This window comes from Achromobacter sp. KK8 (assembly GCF_054188005.1).
In genome coordinates this window covers 4,377,122-4,396,463 of record NZ_CM135178.1, presented here as the reverse complement: position 1 = coordinate 4,396,463, position 19,342 = coordinate 4,377,122, and the positions used below count along the sequence as shown (strand labels likewise).

General features: G+C 68.4%; 15 protein-coding genes and 1 pseudogene. 6 read left to right on the top strand and 10 right to left on the bottom strand.

From position 1 onward, the window contains the following. On the top strand, positions 1-777 hold the full coding sequence (locus ACVN9Z_RS20420) for an ABC transporter ATP-binding protein (protein WP_026383520.1): 777 nt from the start codon (positions 1-3) through the stop codon (positions 775-777). A 116-nt stretch (positions 778-893) separates the two neighbouring features. Here the strand turns inward: ACVN9Z_RS20420 and ACVN9Z_RS20415 are convergent, their stop codons facing one another. The 3 genes from ACVN9Z_RS20415 to ACVN9Z_RS20405 form a co-directional block, all read right to left on the bottom strand. Next, a complete protein-coding gene (locus ACVN9Z_RS20415) occupies positions 894-1,871 on the bottom strand; it encodes a Bug family tripartite tricarboxylate transporter substrate binding protein (RefSeq protein WP_458212561.1) in 978 nt (325 codons plus the stop codon). 109 nt (positions 1,872-1,980) lie between these two features. Continuing rightward, positions 1,981-2,886 carry a pirin family protein gene (locus tag ACVN9Z_RS20410; protein ID WP_006388236.1) on the bottom strand — a complete coding sequence of 302 codons (906 nt, stop codon included), beginning with the start codon at positions 2,884-2,886 and terminating at the stop codon, positions 1,981-1,983. A gap of 150 nt (positions 2,887-3,036) precedes the next feature. Continuing rightward, on the bottom strand, positions 3,037-3,735 hold the full coding sequence (locus ACVN9Z_RS20405) for a pirin family protein (protein ID WP_150100371.1): 699 nt from the start codon (positions 3,733-3,735) through the stop codon (positions 3,037-3,039). Between the two features lie 187 nt (positions 3,736-3,922). Here ACVN9Z_RS20405 and ACVN9Z_RS20400 point away from each other — a divergent pair, with 187 nt between their 5' ends. Beyond that, on the top strand, positions 3,923-4,840 hold the full coding sequence (locus ACVN9Z_RS20400; protein WP_006388234.1) for a LysR family transcriptional regulator: 918 nt from the start codon (positions 3,923-3,925) through the stop codon (positions 4,838-4,840). Positions 4,841-4,911: 71 nt separating this feature from the next. Here the strand turns inward: ACVN9Z_RS20400 and ntrC are convergent, their stop codons facing one another. The 5 genes from ntrC to rdgB form a co-directional block, all read right to left on the bottom strand. Continuing rightward, entirely contained in the window at positions 4,912-6,414 is a 1,503-nt protein-coding gene (ntrC, locus tag ACVN9Z_RS20395; protein ID WP_026383525.1) for a nitrogen regulation protein NR(I), read from the bottom strand. Next, positions 6,414-7,478, bottom strand: coding sequence for a nitrogen regulation protein NR(II) (glnL, locus tag ACVN9Z_RS20390; protein WP_006388232.1), 1,065 nt, complete (start codon positions 7,476-7,478; stop codon positions 6,414-6,416). Before glnL ends, ntrC begins: the two co-directional genes overlap by 1 nt. 191 nt (positions 7,479-7,669) lie before the next feature. After that, complete coding sequence (glnA, locus tag ACVN9Z_RS20385) at positions 7,670-9,082, bottom strand: type I glutamate--ammonia ligase (protein ID WP_024068759.1); 1,413 nt, start codon at positions 9,080-9,082, stop codon at positions 7,670-7,672. 184 nt (positions 9,083-9,266) lie between these two features. Then, positions 9,267-10,490 carry a radical SAM family heme chaperone HemW gene (hemW, locus tag ACVN9Z_RS20380; RefSeq protein WP_020927522.1) on the bottom strand — a complete coding sequence of 408 codons (1,224 nt, stop codon included), beginning with the start codon at positions 10,488-10,490 and terminating at the stop codon, positions 9,267-9,269. Between the two features lie 30 nt (positions 10,491-10,520). After that, positions 10,521-11,144 (bottom strand): RdgB/HAM1 family non-canonical purine NTP pyrophosphatase, encoded by a 624-nt coding sequence (gene rdgB / locus ACVN9Z_RS20375; RefSeq protein WP_107316569.1) that lies wholly within the window; start codon positions 11,142-11,144, stop codon positions 10,521-10,523. 126 nt (positions 11,145-11,270) lie between these two features. Here rdgB and ACVN9Z_RS20370 point away from each other — a divergent pair, with 126 nt between their 5' ends. Then, a complete protein-coding gene (locus ACVN9Z_RS20370; RefSeq protein ID WP_458212560.1) occupies positions 11,271-13,127 on the top strand; it encodes an EAL domain-containing protein in 1,857 nt (618 codons plus the stop codon). A 144-nt stretch (positions 13,128-13,271) separates the two neighbouring features. Here the strand turns inward: ACVN9Z_RS20370 and ACVN9Z_RS20365 are convergent. Beyond that, positions 13,272-14,705, bottom strand: a pseudogene (locus tag ACVN9Z_RS20365) (methyl-accepting chemotaxis protein); the annotation flags it as partial. Positions 14,706-14,938: 233 nt separating this feature from the next. Here ACVN9Z_RS20365 and ACVN9Z_RS20360 point away from each other — a divergent pair. Then, positions 14,939-16,099: an acyl-CoA dehydrogenase family protein gene (locus tag ACVN9Z_RS20360; protein ID WP_006388226.1), complete on the top strand. Its 1,161-nt coding sequence runs from the start codon at positions 14,939-14,941 to the stop codon at positions 16,097-16,099. A 2-nt stretch (positions 16,100-16,101) separates the two neighbouring features. Continuing rightward, on the top strand, positions 16,102-17,466 hold the full coding sequence (locus tag ACVN9Z_RS20355; RefSeq protein ID WP_006388225.1) for an MmgE/PrpD family protein: 1,365 nt from the start codon (positions 16,102-16,104) through the stop codon (positions 17,464-17,466). Positions 17,467-17,482: 16 nt separating this feature from the next. Here the strand turns inward: ACVN9Z_RS20355 and rph are convergent, their stop codons facing one another. Continuing rightward, a complete protein-coding gene (rph, locus tag ACVN9Z_RS20350; RefSeq protein WP_006388224.1) occupies positions 17,483-18,217 on the bottom strand; it encodes a ribonuclease PH in 735 nt (244 codons plus the stop codon). A 179-nt stretch (positions 18,218-18,396) separates the two neighbouring features. Between rph and ACVN9Z_RS20345 the strand changes: the two genes are divergently transcribed. After that, complete coding sequence (locus tag ACVN9Z_RS20345; protein WP_006388223.1) at positions 18,397-19,326, top strand: YicC/YloC family endoribonuclease; 930 nt, start codon at positions 18,397-18,399, stop codon at positions 19,324-19,326. Positions 19,327-19,342 lie beyond the last annotated feature (16 nt).

The following is a 19,342-nucleotide window of genomic DNA, read 5'->3' as shown; positions in this document are numbered from 1 at the left end:
GTGCCCGAACTGCTTGAACTCGATCACATCTCCCTGGCCTACGACACCCCCAAGGGCCTGCGGCCCGTGGTGCAGGACCTGACGCTGGGCCTGCCCGCCGGCCACATCGGCTGCCTGCTGGGCGAATCCGGCTGCGGCAAGACCACCGTGCTGCGCGCCATCGCCGGCTTCGAACCGGTGCGCGCCGGCCGCATCCTGCTCGATGGCGCTGTCATTTCCTCGCCCGCCGAACAGGTCGCCCCCGAAAAACGCCGCGTCGGCATGATGTTCCAGGACTACGCGCTGTTCCCGCACCTGTCGGTGGCGCAAAACGTTGCCTTCGGCCTGCGCCGCCTGGAACGCGCCGAGCGAGCGCGCCGCGTCGAAGAGATGCTGGCCCTGGTGGGCCTGGCGCACGCCGCCAACAGTTATCCGCACGAGATCTCCGGCGGCCAGCAGCAGCGCGTGGCGCTGGCGCGGGCCCTGGCGCCCTCGCCCGACCTGCTGCTGCTGGACGAGCCGTTCTCGAATCTGGACGTCGACACCCGCGAACGCCTCGCCTTCGAGGTGCGGGAGATCCTGAAGACCACGGGCCACACCGCCATCCTGGTGACGCACAACCAGGCCGAGGCCTTCGCCATCGCCGACCGCATCGGCGTCATGGCGGCCGGACGCATCGCGCAATGGGACACGCCCTACAACCTGCACCACCACCCGGCCGACGACTTCGTGCGCGACTTCATCCGCCGTGAAGCGCTGGTGGAACAGCGCGAGCAGGTGTTCGCCCGCGGCCGCTGATCTTCCAGCCGGTTCGCCGCGCCTGCGGCAAGGGCGCGACACGCGGTGATCGCGCCCGCAGTCAGCGCTTGCGACCGGTTCGGCCAACCGCGCGGCACGCGCCGACGACGTGCCGATCAGTCGGCCGACAGCTTGACCTTCTGCGACAGCGCCTTGAACGACTCGTATTGGCTGCGCGTCAGGCGCTCCACTTCCGCCGGCGTCGAGCCATAGGGCATGAAGCCGGCTTGCTCAAGCTTGTCCTTGACGTCCGGCATCGCCAGCGCGGCCTGGAAGGCTTCGCTCAACGCGTTGGTGATTTCCGCCGGCATCCTGGCCGGGCCATAGACCGCGAACCACGGGTCCACCACCGCCCCGCCGTAGCCCAGTTCGGCCAGCGTCGGCACGTCCGGCAGCGCCGGCGCGCGCTTGCTGCCGGTGACGGCCAGCGCGCGGACCTTGCCCGACTTGATGTGCGGCAGCGAAGCCGGCAGATTGTCGAACATGATCGGCAGATGGCCGCCCAGCAGGTCGTTCAGCGCCTGCGCGCTGCCCTTGTAGGGTATGTGCTGCATGCCGGCGCCGGTGAGCTGGTCGAACATGACGCCGGCCAGGTGCATCGAGGTGCCGGTGCCAGGCGTGCCGAAGGCGGTGCCAGGATGCTGCCTGGCGTAGGCCACCAGGTCCTTGACGCTGTCGGCCTTGAGCGACGGGCCGGTTTCCAGCACCACCGAGGACGCGCCCAGCATGCTGATGCCGGTGAAGTCCTTGGTCGGGTCGAACGGCATCGACGGATAGACGAAGGGATTGAGCGCATTGGTGGAGATGGCGCCGAAGCCGATGGTGTAGCCGTCCGGCGCGGCCTTGGCCACCGCATCCATGCCGATGTTGCCGCCCGCGCCGGGACGGTTCTCGACGATGACGGGCTGGCCCAGTTTCTCGGCCACCTTGGCGCCGGCGGCGCGCGCCACCAGGTCGGTGGTGCCGCCGGCGGTGTACGGCACGATGAACACGATGGGCTTGGCCGGATAGCCGGCGGCCTGCGCCACGGCGGCGCCGTGGACCAGCGCCAGCGCGGCCAGGCCGCGCAGCGCGTTCAGGGTAAAACGTTGCATGATGTCTCCATCCCGATTGTTATCACGTTAGGGATGCGCATCATACTGCCGCGCCGTCGGGGATGGCGGTCCGCGTTCCAGCCCGTGGACAGCGGACAGGCCGCCGACGTCAGGCCCGCGGCGGCGGCAGCGGGATGAACTCGGTCTCGTCGCCCGGCACGGTCTGGCCGAAGCGGTTGCGCTGCCAGTCTTGCTTGGCCTGCTCGATGCGGTCCTTGCTGCTGGAGACGAAGTTCCACCAGATGAAGCGCGGGCCTTCCAGCGGCTCGCCGCCGAGCACCGCGAAGCGCGCGTCGGTACAGGCGCGGATCTGTACCGGGCGGCCCGGCGCGAACACGATCAGGCGGCCGCTTTCGAACACCTGCCCATCCACCTCGACCGAACCGACCGCCAGGTAGGCGGCGCGTTCTTCATGTTCGGCGGGCAGCACCGTGACGGCGCCGGCCCGCAACTGCATGTCGCCATAGAACAGCGGCGAATGGGTCTTGACGGCCGAGGTCTTGCCGAACAGCGAGCCGGCCACGACCTGGGCGCGCACGCCCTCGCCTTCGACCACGGGCTGGGCGTCCAGGCCGTAGTGGGTGAAGCCGGGATCGGTTTCCTCGTGCGCCTTGGGCAGGCCGACCCAGATCTGCAATCCGGTCAGGCGCTGCGCGGCCTGCCGGCTTTCGGGCGAGGAACGTTCGGAATGGACGATGCCGCGGCCGGCCGTCATCCAGTTCACTTCGCCCGGCAGGATGGTCTGCGTGTTGCCGGCGCCATCGCGGTGCACCATCGAGCCTTCGTACAGGTAGGTCACGGTGGACAGGCCGATGTGCGGATGCGGGCGCACGTCAATGCCCGAGCCCGCGGCGAATTCGACCGGGCCCATGTGGTCCAGGAACACGAACGGGCCGACGGTGCGGCGCTGCGCCGAGGGCAGCGCGCGGCGGACTTCGAAGCCGCCGAGATCGCTGCTGCGCGGCACCACCACGGTTTCGATCTGGCTATCGCCGGGTTGGGACAAGGTGGACATGGAAATGCTCCTGTAGGTTGGCCGTCTTGGGACCATGTTAAGGCCCCGGGGGCCTTTGCTGAACCGCCTGCCGCGCCATCGCCCGACGGCGGACCGGCCACGCATCGAAAACAGGCCGGGCGGACCATTGGTCCGCCCGGCCGCCGGCCGTCAGGCCAGGTCGAACACCAGCACCTCGGCGTTGTCGCCGCCGGACAGCACCACCCGCGTTTCATCGCTGATGGCGACCGCGTCGCCGGCCGCCAGGGCGACGCCATTGACCGTCAGGCTGCCGCGCGCCACGTGCACCCAGGCACGACGGCCGGGGGCCAGTTCCAGCGTGGCCGACTCGTCGCCGTTGAACAGGCCGGCGTAGAGCCGCGCGTCCTGGTGGATGATCATCGAACCATCGACGCCGTCGCCCGACACCAGGGCTTGCAGGCGGCCGCGCTTTTGCGCGTCGCTGAACGCCTTTTCCTCGTACTCCGGCGCGATGCCGGTGACGTTCGGCTCGATCCAGATCTGCAGCATGTGCGTTTCCTTGTCGGCGCGCGGGTTGAACTCGGAGTGCATCACGCCGCGGCCGGCGCTCATCCGCTGCACGTTGCCGGGCTGGATGGTGGAACCGCTGCCCATGCTGTCCTTGTGCGCGATGGCGCCGTCCAGCACGTAGGTGATGATCTCCATGTCGCGGTGCCCGTGGGTGCCGAAGCCGCGGCCGGCGGCGATGCGGTCATCGTTGATCACGCGCAGCGCGCCGAAACCCATATGGGCCGGATCGTAGTAGTTGGCGAACGAGAAGGTGTGGAACGAATCGAGCCACCCGTGGTTGGCGTGACCGCGTTCGGCGCTACGGCGAATGGTAAGCATAGTGGACTCCCTGTTTCAAATAAGTGAATGGTTTCGCGGTGGCTGGCTTCCCTGCTTTCTGGTCGGGAAGACAGCGCTGCGCAACCGGCATGAATGACATTGTGCGCGTACTTGGCAGCCGGTTTGACGCTATGATTTGAAGAAACCATTCAAATTATTTGAATGACATTTTCCGGAGCCCGTCCCCATGCAACAGCCGATCACCCCCGAATTGCTGGTCCTGGTGGACGCGATCGCGCGCCACGGCAGCTTCGCCAAGGCGGCGCGCGAGCTGGACAAGGTGCCCTCCGCCGTGACCTACGCGATCCGCAAGCTGGAGGATGGGCTGGACGTGCTGCTGTTCGACCGATCCGGCCACCGCGCCGTGCTGACGCCAGCCGGCGAGACCCTGCTCAAGGATGGCCGCCACGTATTGCAGTCGCTGGACGATCTGGCCTGCAGGGTCAAGCGCATCGCGACCGGCTGGGAGGTGGAACTGCGCATCGCGGTCAGCGCGGTGCTGCCGTGGCGGCCGCTGTACGACCTGGTTGAAGAGTTCCAGGCGCTGGGCAGCGCGACCACGCTGCGCTTTTCGACCGAAGTGCTGAGCGGCAACTGGGACGCGCTGACCTCGAACCGCGCCGACCTCGTGATCGGCGCGGGCGCGGCGGGCGAGCCCACCGGCCCCTACCGCTCACAGACCATGGGCCAGGCCCAGTTCGGCTTCTGCGTGGCCGCGCATCACCCGCTGGCGTCGGCGCCGCAGCCCTTGAGCCGCGCCGACATCACGCGCTATTGCGCGGTGGTGGTGGCCGACACCTCGCGCAACCTGCCGCCTCAATCCCGCGGCATCCTGGCCGAGCAACCGACGCTGGTGATGCCGACGATGCAGGCCAAGATCGAGGCACAGATCCGGGGATTGGGATGCGGCTACCTGCCGCTGACGCTGGCGGCGCCCTATCTGGCGCAGGGCGTGCTGGTGGTCTGCGATACCGACGAGGGCATGTCGCTGACCGAGCACGTGGCGTATGCGTGGCGGGCGGAGGCGCCGGGCGAGGCGTTGAAGTGGTGGCTGCAGAAGCTGAAGTCGCCGCGCCTGTGCGAAGGGCTGCTCGGCATGGCGTGAGCGCGTCGTTTCCGCGAGAGGAGGCCACGCGGGCGACGCAGCGCCGCCCGCGTGTTCCAGGCAAATGTGCCCTACTCGTCTTCGATGCCGAGTTCGCGCAGCTTGCGGGTGATGGTGTTGCGGCCAATGCCCAACCGCGAGGCGGCTTCGACGCGGCGGCCGCGGCTGGCGTCCAGGGCGCTTTGCAGCAGGATTTTCTCGAACTGGCGCGTCAGGGTCGCCATGACGGCGGGTTCGCCGCGTTCCAGGCGGTACTGGGCGTCGCGCAGCAGCGAGTCCTGCCAGTTGCGCGGCGCGTCGTCGCCCATGGCGGCGGCCGGCGCGTGCTGGACCACGGTGCCGATGGCGGCGACGCTGGCGCCGGCCGGTGGGCGCGGCGAGACCGTGCCGGCGGCCGGCGCGTGTTCCATGGCGCGGATCTCGGGCGGCAGGTCGGCGCGCTCGACCGTCTGGCCCGGGGCCATGACGGTGAGCCAGTGGCAGAAGTTCTCCAGCTGGCGCACGTTGCCGGGAAAATCGAACTTGGTCAGCACCGCCAGCGCCTCGGGCGTCAGCCGCTTGACCGGCACGCCCAGCGAGCGCGCGCTGGCCGTCAGGAAATGCTGGGCGAGCGCGGGAATGTCCTCGACCCGCTCGCGCAGCGGCGGCAGGCGCAGGCGGATCACGTTCAGGCGGTGGAACAGGTCTTCGCGGAACAGGCCCTGCTCGACCCGCTGTTCCAGCGGCTGGTGGGTGGCGGCGACGATGCGCACGTCGACCCGCACCGGCTGGGCGCCGCCGACGCGATAGAAGCTGCCCTCGGCCAGCACGCGCAGCAGGCGGGTCTGCAGCTCGATCGGCATGTCGCCGATTTCATCCAGGAACAGCGTGCCGCCGTGGGCTTCTTCGAAGCGGCCGCGGCGCAGCGTGTTGGCGCCGGTGAAGGCGCCACGCTCATGGCCGAACAGTTCGGCTTCCAGCAGGTCGCGCGGAATGGCGGCGGCGTTCAGCGCCACGAACGGGCCGCTGGCGCGCACGCCGTGGCCGTGCAGCGCGCGCGCCACCAGCTCCTTGCCGGTGCCGGACTCGCCGGTGATCAGCACGGTGACCTTGGACTGCGCCAGCCGGCCGATGGCGCGGAACACTTCCTGCATGGCGGTGGACGAGGACTGCGTCATCATCCAGCGCTCGTTGTTCTGGGCTTCGCCCTGCCCTTCGGGACTCTCGGGCTGGGCCGATTCCTGCATGGCGCGCTGGATCAGCGCGACCGCTTCGTTCACGTCGAAGGGCTTGGCCAGGTAGTCGAAGGCCCCGCCCTGGAAGGCCGACACGGTGCTGTCCAGGTCGGCGAAGGCGGTCATGACGATGACCGGCAGGCCCGGATGGCGTTCCTTGAGCTGGCGCAGCAGTTCGAGGCCGTTGCCGCCGGGCATGCGGATATCGGAAACCAGGGCGACGGGCGTCTCGTGCGACAGCGCTTCGAGCACGTCGGCGGCCTGGGAAAAACTACGGGTGGGGACACCGGCGCGGGCCAGGGCCTTTTCGAGGACCCAGCGGATGGCCTGGTCGTCGTCGACGATCCATACGGGTTTCATCAGAGTGCGGGCTCCATCGGTAGGACCAGGCGAAACTCGGTGCGCCCGGGTCGGGATTCAAATTCGATGATGCCTCCGTGCTGCTGCACGAAATCCTGGGCCAGGCTCAGGCCCAGCCCGGTCCCGCCGGCGCGAGCGGTGACCAGCGGGTGGAAGATGCGGTCGCGGATGTGGTCCGGCACGCCGGGGCCGTTGTCGATGATGGACAGTTCCAGCGCCAGGCGGTGCTGGCGGTGCGCCAGCATGACCTGCCGCGCGACGCGCGTGCGCAGCGTGACCACGCCCGGCTCCAGCCCGGGCGCCTGCGGCCGCGCCACCAGTTCCTGCGCGGCGTTGCGGGCCACGTTCAGCACCGCCTGCATCAGGCGGGCGGCGTCGCCCTTCAGGTCGGGCATGGAGGCGTCGTAGTCGCGCACCAGCGTGACGTCGTTGCGGAATTCGGCCTGGATCAGCGCGCAGACGCGCTCGCAGATCTCGTGGATGTTCACCGGCCGCGCGTTCAGCGGCACGCGCTGCGGCCCGCTCAGGCGGTCCACCAGCGCCTGCAGGCGGTCGGCTTCGGAAATGATGACCTGGGTGTATTCGGCCAGCGCCGCGCTCGGCAGCTCGGCTTCCAGCAGTTGCGCGGCGCCGCGCAAGCCGCCCAGGGGATTCTTGACTTCATGCGCGAGGTTGCGCAGCAGCTCACGATGCGCCTCGATCTCGTCGACCAGGCGGTGATTGCGGTCGGCCAGCACGCGCTGCTCGATCTCGCGGGTCTCGATCAATGCGGGCCAGGGCTGGCCGCTCAGTCCCACCGTGGTCACCGCCACTTCCACCGATTCAGCGGCGCGGCGCAGCGATGCCAGTTGCCGGACGTCGGCATACCTGCCAGCGGCGGCGCGGTCGATGGACGACTGGATGTTCTCAGGATTGTCGAACAGCGTGGCGGCGGAATGGCCGCGCAGCTGCTTGCGGGAACGGCCGAAAAGATCCTCGGCGGCCGCATTGGCGTATTCGATATGACCGCGTTCGTTGACCAGGAAAACGGACGTGGCAAGCAGATCGAGAGCTTCTACATTCATTTTTCAACGTACCCGAATGACTACATGGGGGAAATCGGCACGCCGGTCCGGCGGCGCCCGCGAGCGCGGCGCCCTGCCCGCCGGCGCGGGGCCGGACGGGCAAGCCTTTGGTCGGCGACCTGGCGGTGCGCGTGGTGTCGGCCCTGGTTTCTGCCTACATCATCGCGCTCCCCCAGCCACGGCCCCTGGGATCAGAGGCTGTAGTACATGTCGAATTCGACCGGATGCGTGGTCATGCGCAGACGGTTCACATCGGCCATCTTCAGGTCGATGTAGGCGTTGAGCATGTCGTTGCTGAACACGCCGCCGCGGGTCAGGAACTCGCGGTCGTTGTCCAGCGCTTCCAGGGCCTGTTCCAGCGAGGAGCAGACGGTCGGGATCTTCGCGTCTTCTTCCGGCGGCAGGTCGTACAGGTTCTTGTCGGCCGGATCGCCCGGGTGGATCTTGTTCTGCACGCCGTCCAGGCCGGCCATCATCAGGGCCGAGAAGGCCAGGTACGGGTTGGCCAGGGGGTCCGGGAAGCGCGCTTCGACGCGACGGCCCTTCGGGTTGCCCACGTACGGGATGCGGATCGAGGCCGAACGGTTGCGGGCCGAGTAGGCCAGCTTGACCGGGGCTTCGTAGTGCGGAACCAGGCGCTTGTACGAGTTGGTGCCGGGGTTGGTGATGGCGTTCAGCGCGCGGGCGTGCTTGATGATGCCGCCGATGTAGTACAGCGCGAATTCCGACAGGCCGGCGTAGCCGTTGCCCGCGAACAGGTTCTGGCCGTCCTTCCAGATCGACTGGTGCACGTGCATGCCGGAACCGTTGTCGCCGACGACGGGCTTCGGCATGAAGGTGGCGGTCTTGCCGTAGGCGTGGGCCACGTTGTGCACGATGTACTTGACGATCTGGGTCCAGTCGGCGCGTTGCACCAGGGTGCTGAACTTGGTGCCGATTTCCAGCTGGCCGGCGCCGGCCACTTCATGGTGGTGCACTTCGACCGGCACGCCCATCTGTTCCATCAGCAGGCACATTTCCGAACGCATGTCCTGGAACGAGTCAACCGGGGGAACCGGGAAGTAGCCGCCCTTGACCGCGGGACGATGGCCGGTGTTGCCGCCTTCGAATTCCAGGCCGGTGGACCAGGAGGCCTCTTCCGACTTGATCTTGACGAAGGTGCCCGACATGTCGGTGTTCCAGGTCACGCCGTCGAACACGAAGAATTCGGGTTCCGGACCGAAGTAGGCGGTGTCGCCCAGGCCCGAGGCCTTCAGATAGGCTTCGGCGCGCTTGGCCAGCGAACGCGGGTCGCGGTCGTAGCCCTTCAGGTCGGACGGCTCGACCACGTCGCACGACAGGATCAGGGTCGGCTCTTCGCGGAACGGATCCAGGTTGGCGGTGGCCAGGTCGGGGATGAGCAGCATGTCGGAGGCTTCGATGCCCTTCCAGCCCGGGATCGACGAACCGTCGAAAGCCTGCCCGCTTTCCAGCTTGTCTTCATCGATCGCGGTCGTGGGCACCGACACGTGGTGCTCGCGGCCGACCGTATCGGTAAAGCGGAAATCCACGAATTTGACTTCGTTGTCGGCGATCTGTTTCAGGACGTCTTTCGGGCTTGCCATGTCATCTCCATTAGATAAAAGGGTCGAGGGCTGTGCCGCTCGACTGGCATAAAAGAGGGAAGCAATAAGCGTGCCAGGTTTCACCCCCGGGATTGCCCGGGGAAGGCGGCAAGGCGATGGGAAAATGTAGCACCAATTTGGTGCAAAAGATGGGGCATGATTGCCCCATCCTGGTGCCTGATTGCTACAGGAACATTTCCTGCAGGTCGTTCAGGAAGCGCCAGCCCAGGGGCGTGGCCCGCAGCCGGGTGGGATCGGCGTCCAGCAGGCCCTTGGCGGACGCTGCCTCCAATTGGTGCGCAATGGCGGCCAGCGACAGGCCGGTGCGCTCGTTGAACAGGGTGGCGGCCACCCCGTCCTTGAGCCGCAAGGCATTGAGCATGAACTCGAACGGCAGTTCGTCCGGGCCGACCTGGCGGCTCTCGGCCAGGTGGCTGCCGTCGCGCGCGGCGGCGGCCCGCAACCAGGACTCCGGGCTGCGCAGGCGCGCCTCGCGCACGATGCGGTCGTGGAATGACAACTTGCCGTGCGCGCCCGGCCCCAGGCCGAGGTAGTCGCCGAATTCCCAGTAATTCAGGTTGTGGCGGCAGCGCGCGCCGGGCCGCGCGTACGCCGAGACCTCGTAGCGCGCCAGGCCGGCCGCGGCAAGTTCGGCCTCGACCGCGTCCTGCATCGCGGCGCTGGTGTCGTCGTCCGGCAGGTCTTCGGGGGGAAACTTGGCGAATACCGTGTTCGGCTCCATCGTCAGGTGATAGAGCGACAGGTGCTCGGTGCCGAAGCCGATGGCCTGGCGCAGATCGTCCACGCAGGCCGCCAGGGTCTGCCCGGGCAGCGCGAACATCATGTCCAGATTGACGCGCGGCGCGGCGCGCTGGGCCATCTCGATGGCGGCGCGGGCCTGGGCCGAATCGTGGATGCGGCCCAGCTTCTTCAATTGGGCGTCGTCGAAGCTCTGGATGCCCAGCGAAAAGCGCGTCACGCCGCTGGCGGCGTAGTCGCGGAACCGGCCGGCCTCGGCGGTGCCGGGATTGGCCTCCATGGTGATTTCCGCGTCGGGCCATACGTTCAGACAGGCGCGCAGCATCGCCAGCAGCTCGTCCAGGCCGGCGGCCGAGAGCAGGCTGGGCGTGCCGCCGCCGATGAATACCGAAACCACCTGGCGGCCCCAGATCGACGGCAGCGCCTGCTCCAGGTCGCTGCGCAATGCGTCCAGGTAGGCGCGTTCGGGAATCTCGCCGCCGGGCGCCGCATGCGAGTTGAAATCACAGTACGGACACTTGCGCACGCACCATGGCACGTGCACATAGACCGACAGCGGCGGCAGGCTGGTCAGCGTGGCGCCGGCCGGGGTGACCAGGCGCGTACGGGCCGCGCCCGATTCGGCGCGGATGGGGATGGTGATGGACATTCGGTGTTCCTGGGCGCCACGGCGCCCGTGTCAAGCCTGGTTCAGCTTGCTCAGCAATTCGCGCAGGGCCCGGGCGCGATGGCTGATGGCATTCTTTTCCTCGGGTTCGAGCGCGGCGGCCGTCAGGCCCTGATCGGGCAGATAGAAATGCGGATCGTAGCCGAAACCGTTCACGCCTTCGGGCTGGTCGATGATCTCGCCCTGCCACAGGCCTTCGCCGATCAGGGGACGCGGATCGTTCTCGCTGCGCACCAGGGCCAGCACCGCCACGTAACAGGCGCTGCGGTCGCTGGCCGCCGCCAGCTTCTCGACCAGCAGCGCGTTGTTGGCCTGGTCGGATTTCTCGCCGCCATGCATCTTGGCGTAGCGGGCCGAGTACACGCCCGGCGCGCCGCCCAGCGCGGCCACGCAAAGGCCCGAATCGTCGGCCAGCGCCGGCAGGCCGGTCAGGCGGCTGGCGTGGCGCGCCTTGGCCAGCGCGTTTTCGACGAAAGTGACGTGCGGCTCCTCGGCTTCGGGCACGCCGAGTTCGCCCTGCGGCACCAGCTCGATGCCGAGCGGCGCGAACAAGGCGGAGAACTCGCGCAGCTTGCCGGGGTTGTTGGACGCCAGCACGACGCGGCGCAGGGAATCGGGAATCTTGGGGGATGTCATGGGCCAAATTGTATAGGGCGCGGGGCCGATGCCCAGGCGTAACCGCCGCGATGGCGAAACAACGCCGACATATTTCGTTGTCAATATGATCAATCTTGTCACTGATCGTATCTGAACGTCCCGGCGATGAACCCACTTCACGCTTTGCCCCGGCCGGCCGCGGCCAGCGCGCCTCCCCTTTCCACCGGCGCCGCGACGCCCGCGCCGGTCAGCCTGGCGGGCATCCTGCGCGAACGGCTGTTGCGACCCCGTTTTCAACCGGTGATCGACCTGTCCCACAGCCGCATCTATGGCCACGAAAGCCTGATCCGCGGCCCGGTCGACACCACCCTGCACTTTCCGGACGCCCTGTTCGCCGAGGCCCGCCGCCAGGGCCTGCATCCACAACTGGAGCTGGCGAGCTTTCGCGCCGGCGCCCAGGGTTTCAACCAGAACCCGGCTGCCGGCAAGCTGTTCCTGAACCTGTCGGGTTCGGCGCTGATCCACTACTGGTCGCTATGGGGGGACGAAATGCCCTTGCGCCTGCTCAAGGACTGCACCCTGGCGCCGTCCGACATCATTGTCGAACTGACCGAGCAGGACCCGCTGTCCGAGCACATGTCGACGCTGGGCAGCGCCTTCGCCTGCCTGCGCGAATATGGCATGCGCATCGCGCTGGACGACTATGGCGTGGGCAATTCGAACCTGCAGCTATGGGCCGAAATGCAGCCCGACCTGGTCAAGATCGACCGCTACTTCTTCAATGGCATCGGCCACGACGACCGCAAGCAGAACATGGTGCGCGCCATCCTCAAGGTGGCGCAGTACCTGGGCACGGCCATCGTCGCCGAGGGCATCGAGACCGCCGAGGACCTGGCGGTGGTGCGCGACCTGGAGATCCGCTACGCCCAGGGCTGGCTGCTGGGCCGTCCCGACGAAACCCTCCTGACCGAACTGACCCCGCCGCTGCGCGACTCGCTGCGGGTGCGCGCGCCGGCTCCGCTGTCGCAACGATCGGCCGGCGGCACCGCCGCCAGCCTGCGGGTCGAGGCCCCGGCCGCCTTGCTGAACAAGCACACCAACGACGACGTGCATCGTCTCTTCGTCGAGCACAAGAGCCTGCACGCGGTGGCCGTGGTCGACGCCGACAACCGGCCGGTGGGCATCATCAACCGCCGCGATTTTTCCGAGCACTATGCGCAGCGCTACACCCGCGAGCTGTTCGGCCGCGACGCCTGCTCGACCTTCATGAACGCCGAGCCGGTGCTGGTCGACCTGGACGTGTCCATCGACCAGTTGAGCCACGTGCTGATCTCCGAAGACCAGCGCTACCTGATGGACGGGCTGATCATCACCCGCGACGGCCGCTACGACGGCCTTGCCACCGGCGAGACGCTGGTGCGGTCCGTGACCGAGATGCGCATCGAGGCCGCGCGCTATGCCAATCCGCTGACCTCGCTGCCGGGCAACATCCCCATCAGCCGGCACATCGCCACGCTGCTGGACGACGCCGCGGATTTCACCATCTGCTATGGCGACCTGAACAACTTCAAGCCGTTCAACGACGTCTACGGCTACTGGCGCGGCGACGACATGATCATGCTGACCGCCGACGTCATCAAGCGCCACTGCGACCCGCTGCGCGATTTCGTCGGCCACGTTGGCGGCGACGACTTCGTGGTGCTGCTGCGCAGCCCCGACTGGAGCGAACGCATCCAGCGCATCATCGCCGAATTCAATGAACGCGCCATCGACCTGTACGACGACGAAGGCCGCCGCAACGGCGGCATCGAGGCCGAGGACCGCTACGGCGTGCCGCGCTTCTTCCCGTTCGTGACACTGGGTGTCGGCGCCCTCACCGTCACCCCGTCCCTATGCGAGCGCATCCGCCCGGAGGACATCGCGTCGGCCGCCGCCCATGTCAAGCACAAGGTCAAGCATGGGAACCTGTCGCTGGTGGCCGAGCGCTACAGCGGCGCCAGCCTGCCGCAGGTCGCCGCCTGAAGCGTGGCCGGCGGCCTGCGCCTGGGCGATCTGGAATACCGACACCGCCCGGCGCAGATGCTGCGCCTGCAGCTCCAGCGCGGCCGCGGCCGCGGCCGTCTGTTCGACCATGGCGGCGTTCTCCTGGGTCGAACGCTCGATGTCCGCCACGGCGTCATTGACCGAAGCGATACCCGCGGCCTGCTCGGCCGTGGCGCTGGAGATCTCGGCCACGATCTGCGTCACGCGGTCGACCGACACCAGCATGTCGCGCATGGTGTCGCCGGCCAGATTGACCTGGCGCACGCCGGCCTCGACGCGCGAATTCGAATCCTCGATCAAGCCCTTGATTTCCTTGGCCGCCTGCGCGCTGCGCTGCGCCAGCGAGCGCACTTCACCCGCCACCACCGCGAAGCCCTTGCCCTGCTCGCCCGCGCGGGCCGCTTCCACCGCCGCGTTCAGCGCCAGGATGTTGGTCTGGAACGCGATACTGTCGACCACGCCGACGATCTCGCCGATGCGGCGCGCGCTGTCGGCGATGCCTTGCATGCTGGTCACGACTTCCTCCACCGCCTGCCCGCCGCGCTGCGCAAGCTGCGTGGCGCCGAGCGCCTGGCGGCTCGCCAAATCGGCGTTGCCCGCGGTCATCTGCACCGTGTGCGCCAGCTGCGTCATGTTGGCCGCCGCTTCCTGCAACGACCCGGCCTGGCGCGCGGTGCGGTCCGACATGTCGGCGCCGCCGGCGGCGATCTCGCCCGAGCCCGTATGGATTTCCTCGACGCCATGGCGCACCGACGCCACCGCCGCCGACAGGCCGGTCTGCATGCGGCGCATGGCCGAATACAGCACGCCGATCTCGTTGTCGCCATGGACGGCGATATTGCCGGTCAGGTCGCCGTCGGCGATGCGGTCGAAGTGCGCGCCGGCCTCGTTCAACGGGCGCAGGATGCGTCGGCGCACGGCCAGCCGGATCAGCACCGCCAGCACCAGCACGAAGCCGAGCACGGCCGCGGCCACCAGCGTCACCCGCTGCATGGTCTGGCTGGCGCCGGCCACCGCCGCCTGGCCCTGCTGGCGCGCGTAGGCCTGGTAGGCCTCGGCCTGCTTGACGTAGGCCGAGCCGGACACCGGCAGCACCTTGTCGACCAGCCGGTTGACTTCGATGCCGTTCCAGCCCTTGATCGCCTTGAACATCGGCGCCAGGGTCTGGTCGGCAAAGGCGGCATACGCCACCAGCGTCTGGTCGAACAGCGGCGCCCCCTGCGCGCTGGTGTCGGCATTGGCGCGCAGCCGCGCCTGGCTGGCCGCCGCCTGCTTGAGCAGCGCGTCGGCCTGGTTCAGCGACTGGTCGCGCGCCTCCTCCAGTCCGCCTTCCATGGCGGTTTTGGCGTCGGTCAGCGCGGCGCGCGCCTGGAACAGCCGGCTGGTCATGTCCGACAGGTCGCTGGCGCGCTCGATGCTGCCGCGGCCCAGCGCCTCGATGTCGGCGCGGTTTTCGCGCAGCACGAAGATGCCGGCCGCCGCGGCCAGCGCGAACAGCGCCACAAACACCGCCAGAATGGCGGAAACCGCCGTCGTCACCCTGAGATTTTTCCGCATATCCATCCGTCTGTTGCATCGCCACCTAGGCGTATCGGGGCGATTATGGGGATGCAGTTTGGCAATTTCTTGACACAACCCCGCTCCCCGCATGACGAACGGCGGTCACATAAATGCGCTTTTGCGAACAGGAACCCCGTATTAATGAATTGTGAATTGGCAGGCGCGGCGCCTTGCGGCACATTCGATCCTGTCCCGAATTCCCTTTCATTGTCGACATCGCAACCCACCCCATGCCTCAAGCCTCCCACGCCTACCAGGACATCCGCGAAGCCGTCCGCGACCTGTGCGCCCAGTTCCCCGCCGAATATTTCCGCAAGATCGATGAAGAACGCGGCTATCCCGACGCCTTCGTGCGTGCCCTGACCGAGGCCGGCTGGCTGGCGGCGCTGATCCCGCAGGAATACGGCGGCTCGGGCCTGGGCCTGACCGAAGCCTCGGTCATCATGGAGGAAATCAACCGCAGCGGCGGCAATTCCGGCGCCTGCCACGGCCAGATGTACAACATGGGCACCCTGCTGCGGCATGGTTCCGAGGCGCAGAAGCGCGAATACCTGCCGCGCATCGCCGCCGGCGAGCTGCGCCTGCAGTCCATGGGCGTGACCGAACCCACCACCGGCACCGACACCACCAAGATCAAGACCACCGCCGTGCGCCGCGGCGACCGCTATGTCATCAACGGCCAGAAGGTCTGGATCTCGCGGGTGCAGCATTCCGACCTGATGATCCTGCTGGCGCGCACCACGCCGCTGGACCAGGTCACGCGCAAGTCCGAGGGCATGTCGATCTTCCTGGTGGACCTGCACGAGGCGGTCAAGCACGGCATGTCGATCCGCCCGATCCCCAACATGGTCAACCACGAGACCAACGAACTGTTCTTCGACAACCTCGAAATCCCGGCCGACAACCTGATCGGCGAGGAAGGCAAGGGTTTCAAGTACATCCTGGACGGCCTGAACGCCGAGCGCACCCTGATCGCCGCCGAGTGCATCGGCGACGGCTACTGGTTCGTCGACAAGGTCACCGCCTACGCCAAGGAACGCATGGTGTTCGGCCGCCCCATCGGCCAGAACCAGGGCGTGCAGTTCCCCATCGCCCGCGCCCACATCAACGTCGAGGCCGCCAGCCTGATGCGCTACGAGGCCTGCCGCCTGTTCGACGCCCACGAACCCTGCGGCGCCCAGGCCAACATGGCCAAGCTGCTGGCCGCCGACGCCTCCTGGGAAGCTGCCAACGCCTGCCTGCAGTTCCACGGCGGCTTCGGCTTCGCCACCGAATACGACGTCGAGCGCAAGTTCCGCGAAACCCGCCTGTACCAGGTCGCGCCGATCTCGACCAACCTGATCCTGTCCTACGTCGCCGAACACATCCTGGGCCTGCCGCGCTCCTTCTGACCATGACCACCGACACATCCCCCCCCAGCGCCACCCTCGCCGCCTTCGCCGCCAACCTGCGTTTCGAGGACATCCCCGCCCCGGTGCTGCGGCGCGCCGAAGACCTGCTGCTGGATTGCCTGGCGTCGATCCTGGCGGGCGCCTCGGCGCGCCCGGTGCTGGCCATCGACCGCTACGCCGCCGCCATGGGGCCTGCGGACGGTCCCAGCGAGATCCTGATCAACCGGCGCCGCACCTCGCCGGTGTTCGCCGCCATGGTCAACGCCGCCGCCGCCCACGTGGTCGAGCAGGACGACGTACATAATGGTTCGGTGTTCCACCCCGCCGCCGTGGTGTTCCCGCCGGCGCTGGCGGTGGCCCAGGCGCTGGGCCGCAGCGGCCGCGACCTGCTGGTGGCGGCCGTGGCCGGCTACGAGGTCGGCATCCGCGTCGGCGAATTCCTCGGCCGCTCGCATTACAAGATCTTCCACACCACCGGCACCGCCGGCACGCTGGCCGCCGCCGCGGCCACCGGCCGCCTGCTGGGCCTGTCGCCCGCGGCCATGCTGGACGCCTTCGGCTCGGCCGGCACCCAGGCCGCCGGCCTGTGGGAATTCCTGCGCGATGCCGCCGATTCCAAGCAGCTGCACACCGCCCGCGCCGCCGCCAACGGCATCGCCGCGGCCTACCTGGCGCAGGAAGGCTTCACCGGCGCGCGCCACATCCTGGAAGGCCCGCAGGGCATGGCCGCCGGCATGTCGAGCGACGCCGACCCGGCCCGCCTGACCGACCGCCTTGGCACGCGCTGGGCGCTGGCCGAGACCTCGTTCAAGTTCCATGCATCGTGCCGCCACACCCATCCGGCGGCGGACGCCCTGCAACAGGTGCTGCGCGAACACAAGCTGGCCGAAAGCGACATCGCGCGCGTGGTGGCGCACGTGCACCAGGGCGCCATCGACGTGCTGGGGCCGGTGGTCGATCCGCGCACGGTGCACCAGTCCAAGTTCTCGATGGGCACGGTGCTGGGCCTGATCGCGCGCCAGGGGCGCGCCGGCCTGCCGGAATTCGATGCCGCGCTGGACGATCCGGCAGTGGCCGACTTCCGCGGCCGGGTCACGATGGAACTGGATCCGGAGGTCGACGGCGCCTATCCACAACGCTGGATCGGCAAGGTCACGGTGCATACCCGCGACGGCCGCGTGCTGCACGGCCGCGTCGACGAACCCAAGGGCGATCCCGGCAACACGCTGTCGCGCGACGAGATCGAGGCCAAGACGCTGAGCCTGGGCCGCTATGCCGACGCCGCCACCGAAACCGAGCTGCGCGGCCTGATCGACGCGATCTGGAGCCTGGAGCGGGCCGGCAAGGTGGGCGCCCTGCTGCCCTGAGGCCCGCGCCGGCCGCTTAGGCCAGCGCCGCGCGCTGCGCCCGCACCAGGCCGGCGATGCCGTTCTCGGCCAGGCCCAGCATCGCGTCCAGCTCGGCGCGCGTGAAGGTGGCGCCCTCGCCCGTGCCCTGCACTTCCACGAAGGCGCCGCCGCCCGTCATGATGACGTTGACGTCGGCGTCGCAGGCCGAGTCTTCCTCGTAGTCCAGGTCCAGCACCGGACGGCCCTGCACCAGCCCGACCGACACCGCCGCCACCGCGTCGCGGATTGGATTCACGGCCAGGTCGCCGCGCTGCATCAGCAGCGCCACCGCGTCGGACGCCGCCACCCAGGCGCCGGTGATGCTGGCGCAGCGCGTGCCGCCGTCGGCCTGCAGCACGTCGCAATCCAGGTGCAGCGTGCGCTCGCCCAGCGCCCGCATGTCGAACACGGCGCGCAGGCTGCGGCCGATCAGGCGCTGGATTTCCTGGGTGCGGCCGCTCTGCTTGCCGCGCGCGGCCTCGCGGTCGCCGCGGGTGTGGGTGGCGCGCGGCAGCATGCCGTATTCGGCCGTGACCCAGCCCTCGCCCTTGCCCTTGAGGAACGGCGGCACCTTTTCCAGCACGCTGGCGGTGCACAGCACGTGCGTATTGCCGGCCTTCACCAGCACCGACCCTTCGGCGTAGCGCGTGAAACCGCGCTCCAGGCTGAACGGGCGCAGTTCGTCGACGGCGCGGCCCGACGGGCGGGCAATGGCGTTGGCAGTGGTCATGGCAAGGCTCCAATCAGATTCGGTTGGCGGCATTGTACGGGTTGCCGGTCGCTGCCCCGCCCGGGTTTGGAGTATCCTGCCGCGATACACGGGTTGCATATACCCGCCCGCGTCCGCGCACGACGGACAGGCGGAACCGGCGCGGCCCGATCCAAAACAAGCAACAGGATATCGACACCATGATTCGCAGCATGACCGCCTTCGGCAACGCCCGGGCAGACCTGGAACAAGGCACGCTGGCGCTGGAACTGCGCAGCGTCAACAGCCGCTTCCTAGACCTCTATTTCCGCCTGCCCGACGAGCTGCGCCACGTCGAGACGCCGCTGCGCGAACTGCTGACGGCGCAACTGGCGCGCGGCAAGGTCGAGATCCGCGTGTCGTACACGCGCAATGCCAGCACCGACCTGTCCAAGCTGGAGCCGGCCTGGCTCGAAAGCCTGGCCGAACAACTGCAGGCCGCGCGCCGCATCCTGCCCGACATCGCCGCGCCGCGCCTGGTGGAACTGTTCAACTGGCCCGGCCAGCGCGCCAATGACGCGCTCGACCCGCAAGTGTGGGGCGCGGCCTGCATGCAGGCCGCCCAGGAAGCGCTCAAGCAGCTGCAGGAAGGCCGCGCGCGCGAAGGCGAACGCCTGGCCGGCATGATGCGCGATTGCGCCGACGGCGTGGCCGGCATCGTCGAACTGGTGCAGAACCACCTGCCCCAGTTGCTGGCCGACCACCGCGACAAACTCGCCGCCAAGCTGCGCGAAAGCGTGGAATCGGCCTTCCCCGGCGGCTTCACCCATATCTCGGGCGCCGAACTGTCCGAGCGCCTGTCGCAGGAAGCCAACCTGTTCGCGCTGCGCATCGACGTTGCCGAGGAACTGTCGCGCCTGCGTTCGCACGTGGAGGAACTGCGCCACCTGCTGACCGACGGCGGCGGCAAGGCCGCGGGCAAGAAGAACGCCGGCAGCGCCGGCAAGCGCCTGGACTTCCTGTTCCAGGAAATGAACCGCGAAGCCAATACGCTGGGTTCCAAGGCAGGCAGCATGGAAGTCACGCGCGCCGCCATGGACCTGAAGCTGCTGATCGAGCAGATGCGCGAACAGGCGCAGAACATCGAGTGAGGTGCAAACGCCGAGG

Excerpts from the sequence above, each read along its gene's own strand:
- rdgB (WP_107316569.1), bottom strand. The coding sequence starts at position 11,144 with ATGACATCCCCCAAGATTCCCGATTCCCTGCGCCGCGTCGTGCTGGCG.
- ACVN9Z_RS20405 (WP_150100371.1), bottom strand. The coding sequence starts at position 3,735 with ATGCTTACCATTCGCCGTAGCGCCGAACGCGGTCACGCCAACCACGGG.
- ntrC (WP_026383525.1), bottom strand. The coding sequence starts at position 6,414 with ATGAAACCCGTATGGATCGTCGACGACGACCAGGCCATCCGCTGGGTC.
- ACVN9Z_RS20355 (WP_006388225.1), top strand. The coding sequence starts at position 16,102 with ATGACCACCGACACATCCCCCCCCAGCGCCACCCTCGCCGCCTTCGCC.
- ACVN9Z_RS20415 (WP_458212561.1), bottom strand. The coding sequence starts at position 1,871 with ATGCAACGTTTTACCCTGAACGCGCTGCGCGGCCTGGCCGCGCTGGCG.
- ACVN9Z_RS20370 (WP_458212560.1), top strand. The coding sequence starts at position 11,271 with ATGAACCCACTTCACGCTTTGCCCCGGCCGGCCGCGGCCAGCGCGCCT.
- ACVN9Z_RS20400 (WP_006388234.1), top strand. The coding sequence starts at position 3,923 with ATGCAACAGCCGATCACCCCCGAATTGCTGGTCCTGGTGGACGCGATC.
- ACVN9Z_RS20360 (WP_006388226.1), top strand. The coding sequence starts at position 14,939 with ATGCCTCAAGCCTCCCACGCCTACCAGGACATCCGCGAAGCCGTCCGC.
- ACVN9Z_RS20410 (WP_006388236.1), bottom strand. The coding sequence starts at position 2,886 with ATGTCCACCTTGTCCCAACCCGGCGATAGCCAGATCGAAACCGTGGTG.
- hemW (WP_020927522.1), bottom strand. The coding sequence starts at position 10,490 with ATGTCCATCACCATCCCCATCCGCGCCGAATCGGGCGCGGCCCGTACG.
- glnA (WP_024068759.1), bottom strand. The coding sequence starts at position 9,082 with ATGGCAAGCCCGAAAGACGTCCTGAAACAGATCGCCGACAACGAAGTC.
- ACVN9Z_RS20345 (WP_006388223.1), top strand. The coding sequence starts at position 18,397 with ATGATTCGCAGCATGACCGCCTTCGGCAACGCCCGGGCAGACCTGGAA.
- rph (WP_006388224.1), bottom strand. The coding sequence starts at position 18,217 with ATGACCACTGCCAACGCCATTGCCCGCCCGTCGGGCCGCGCCGTCGAC.
- glnL (WP_006388232.1), bottom strand. The coding sequence starts at position 7,478 with ATGAATGTAGAAGCTCTCGATCTGCTTGCCACGTCCGTTTTCCTGGTC.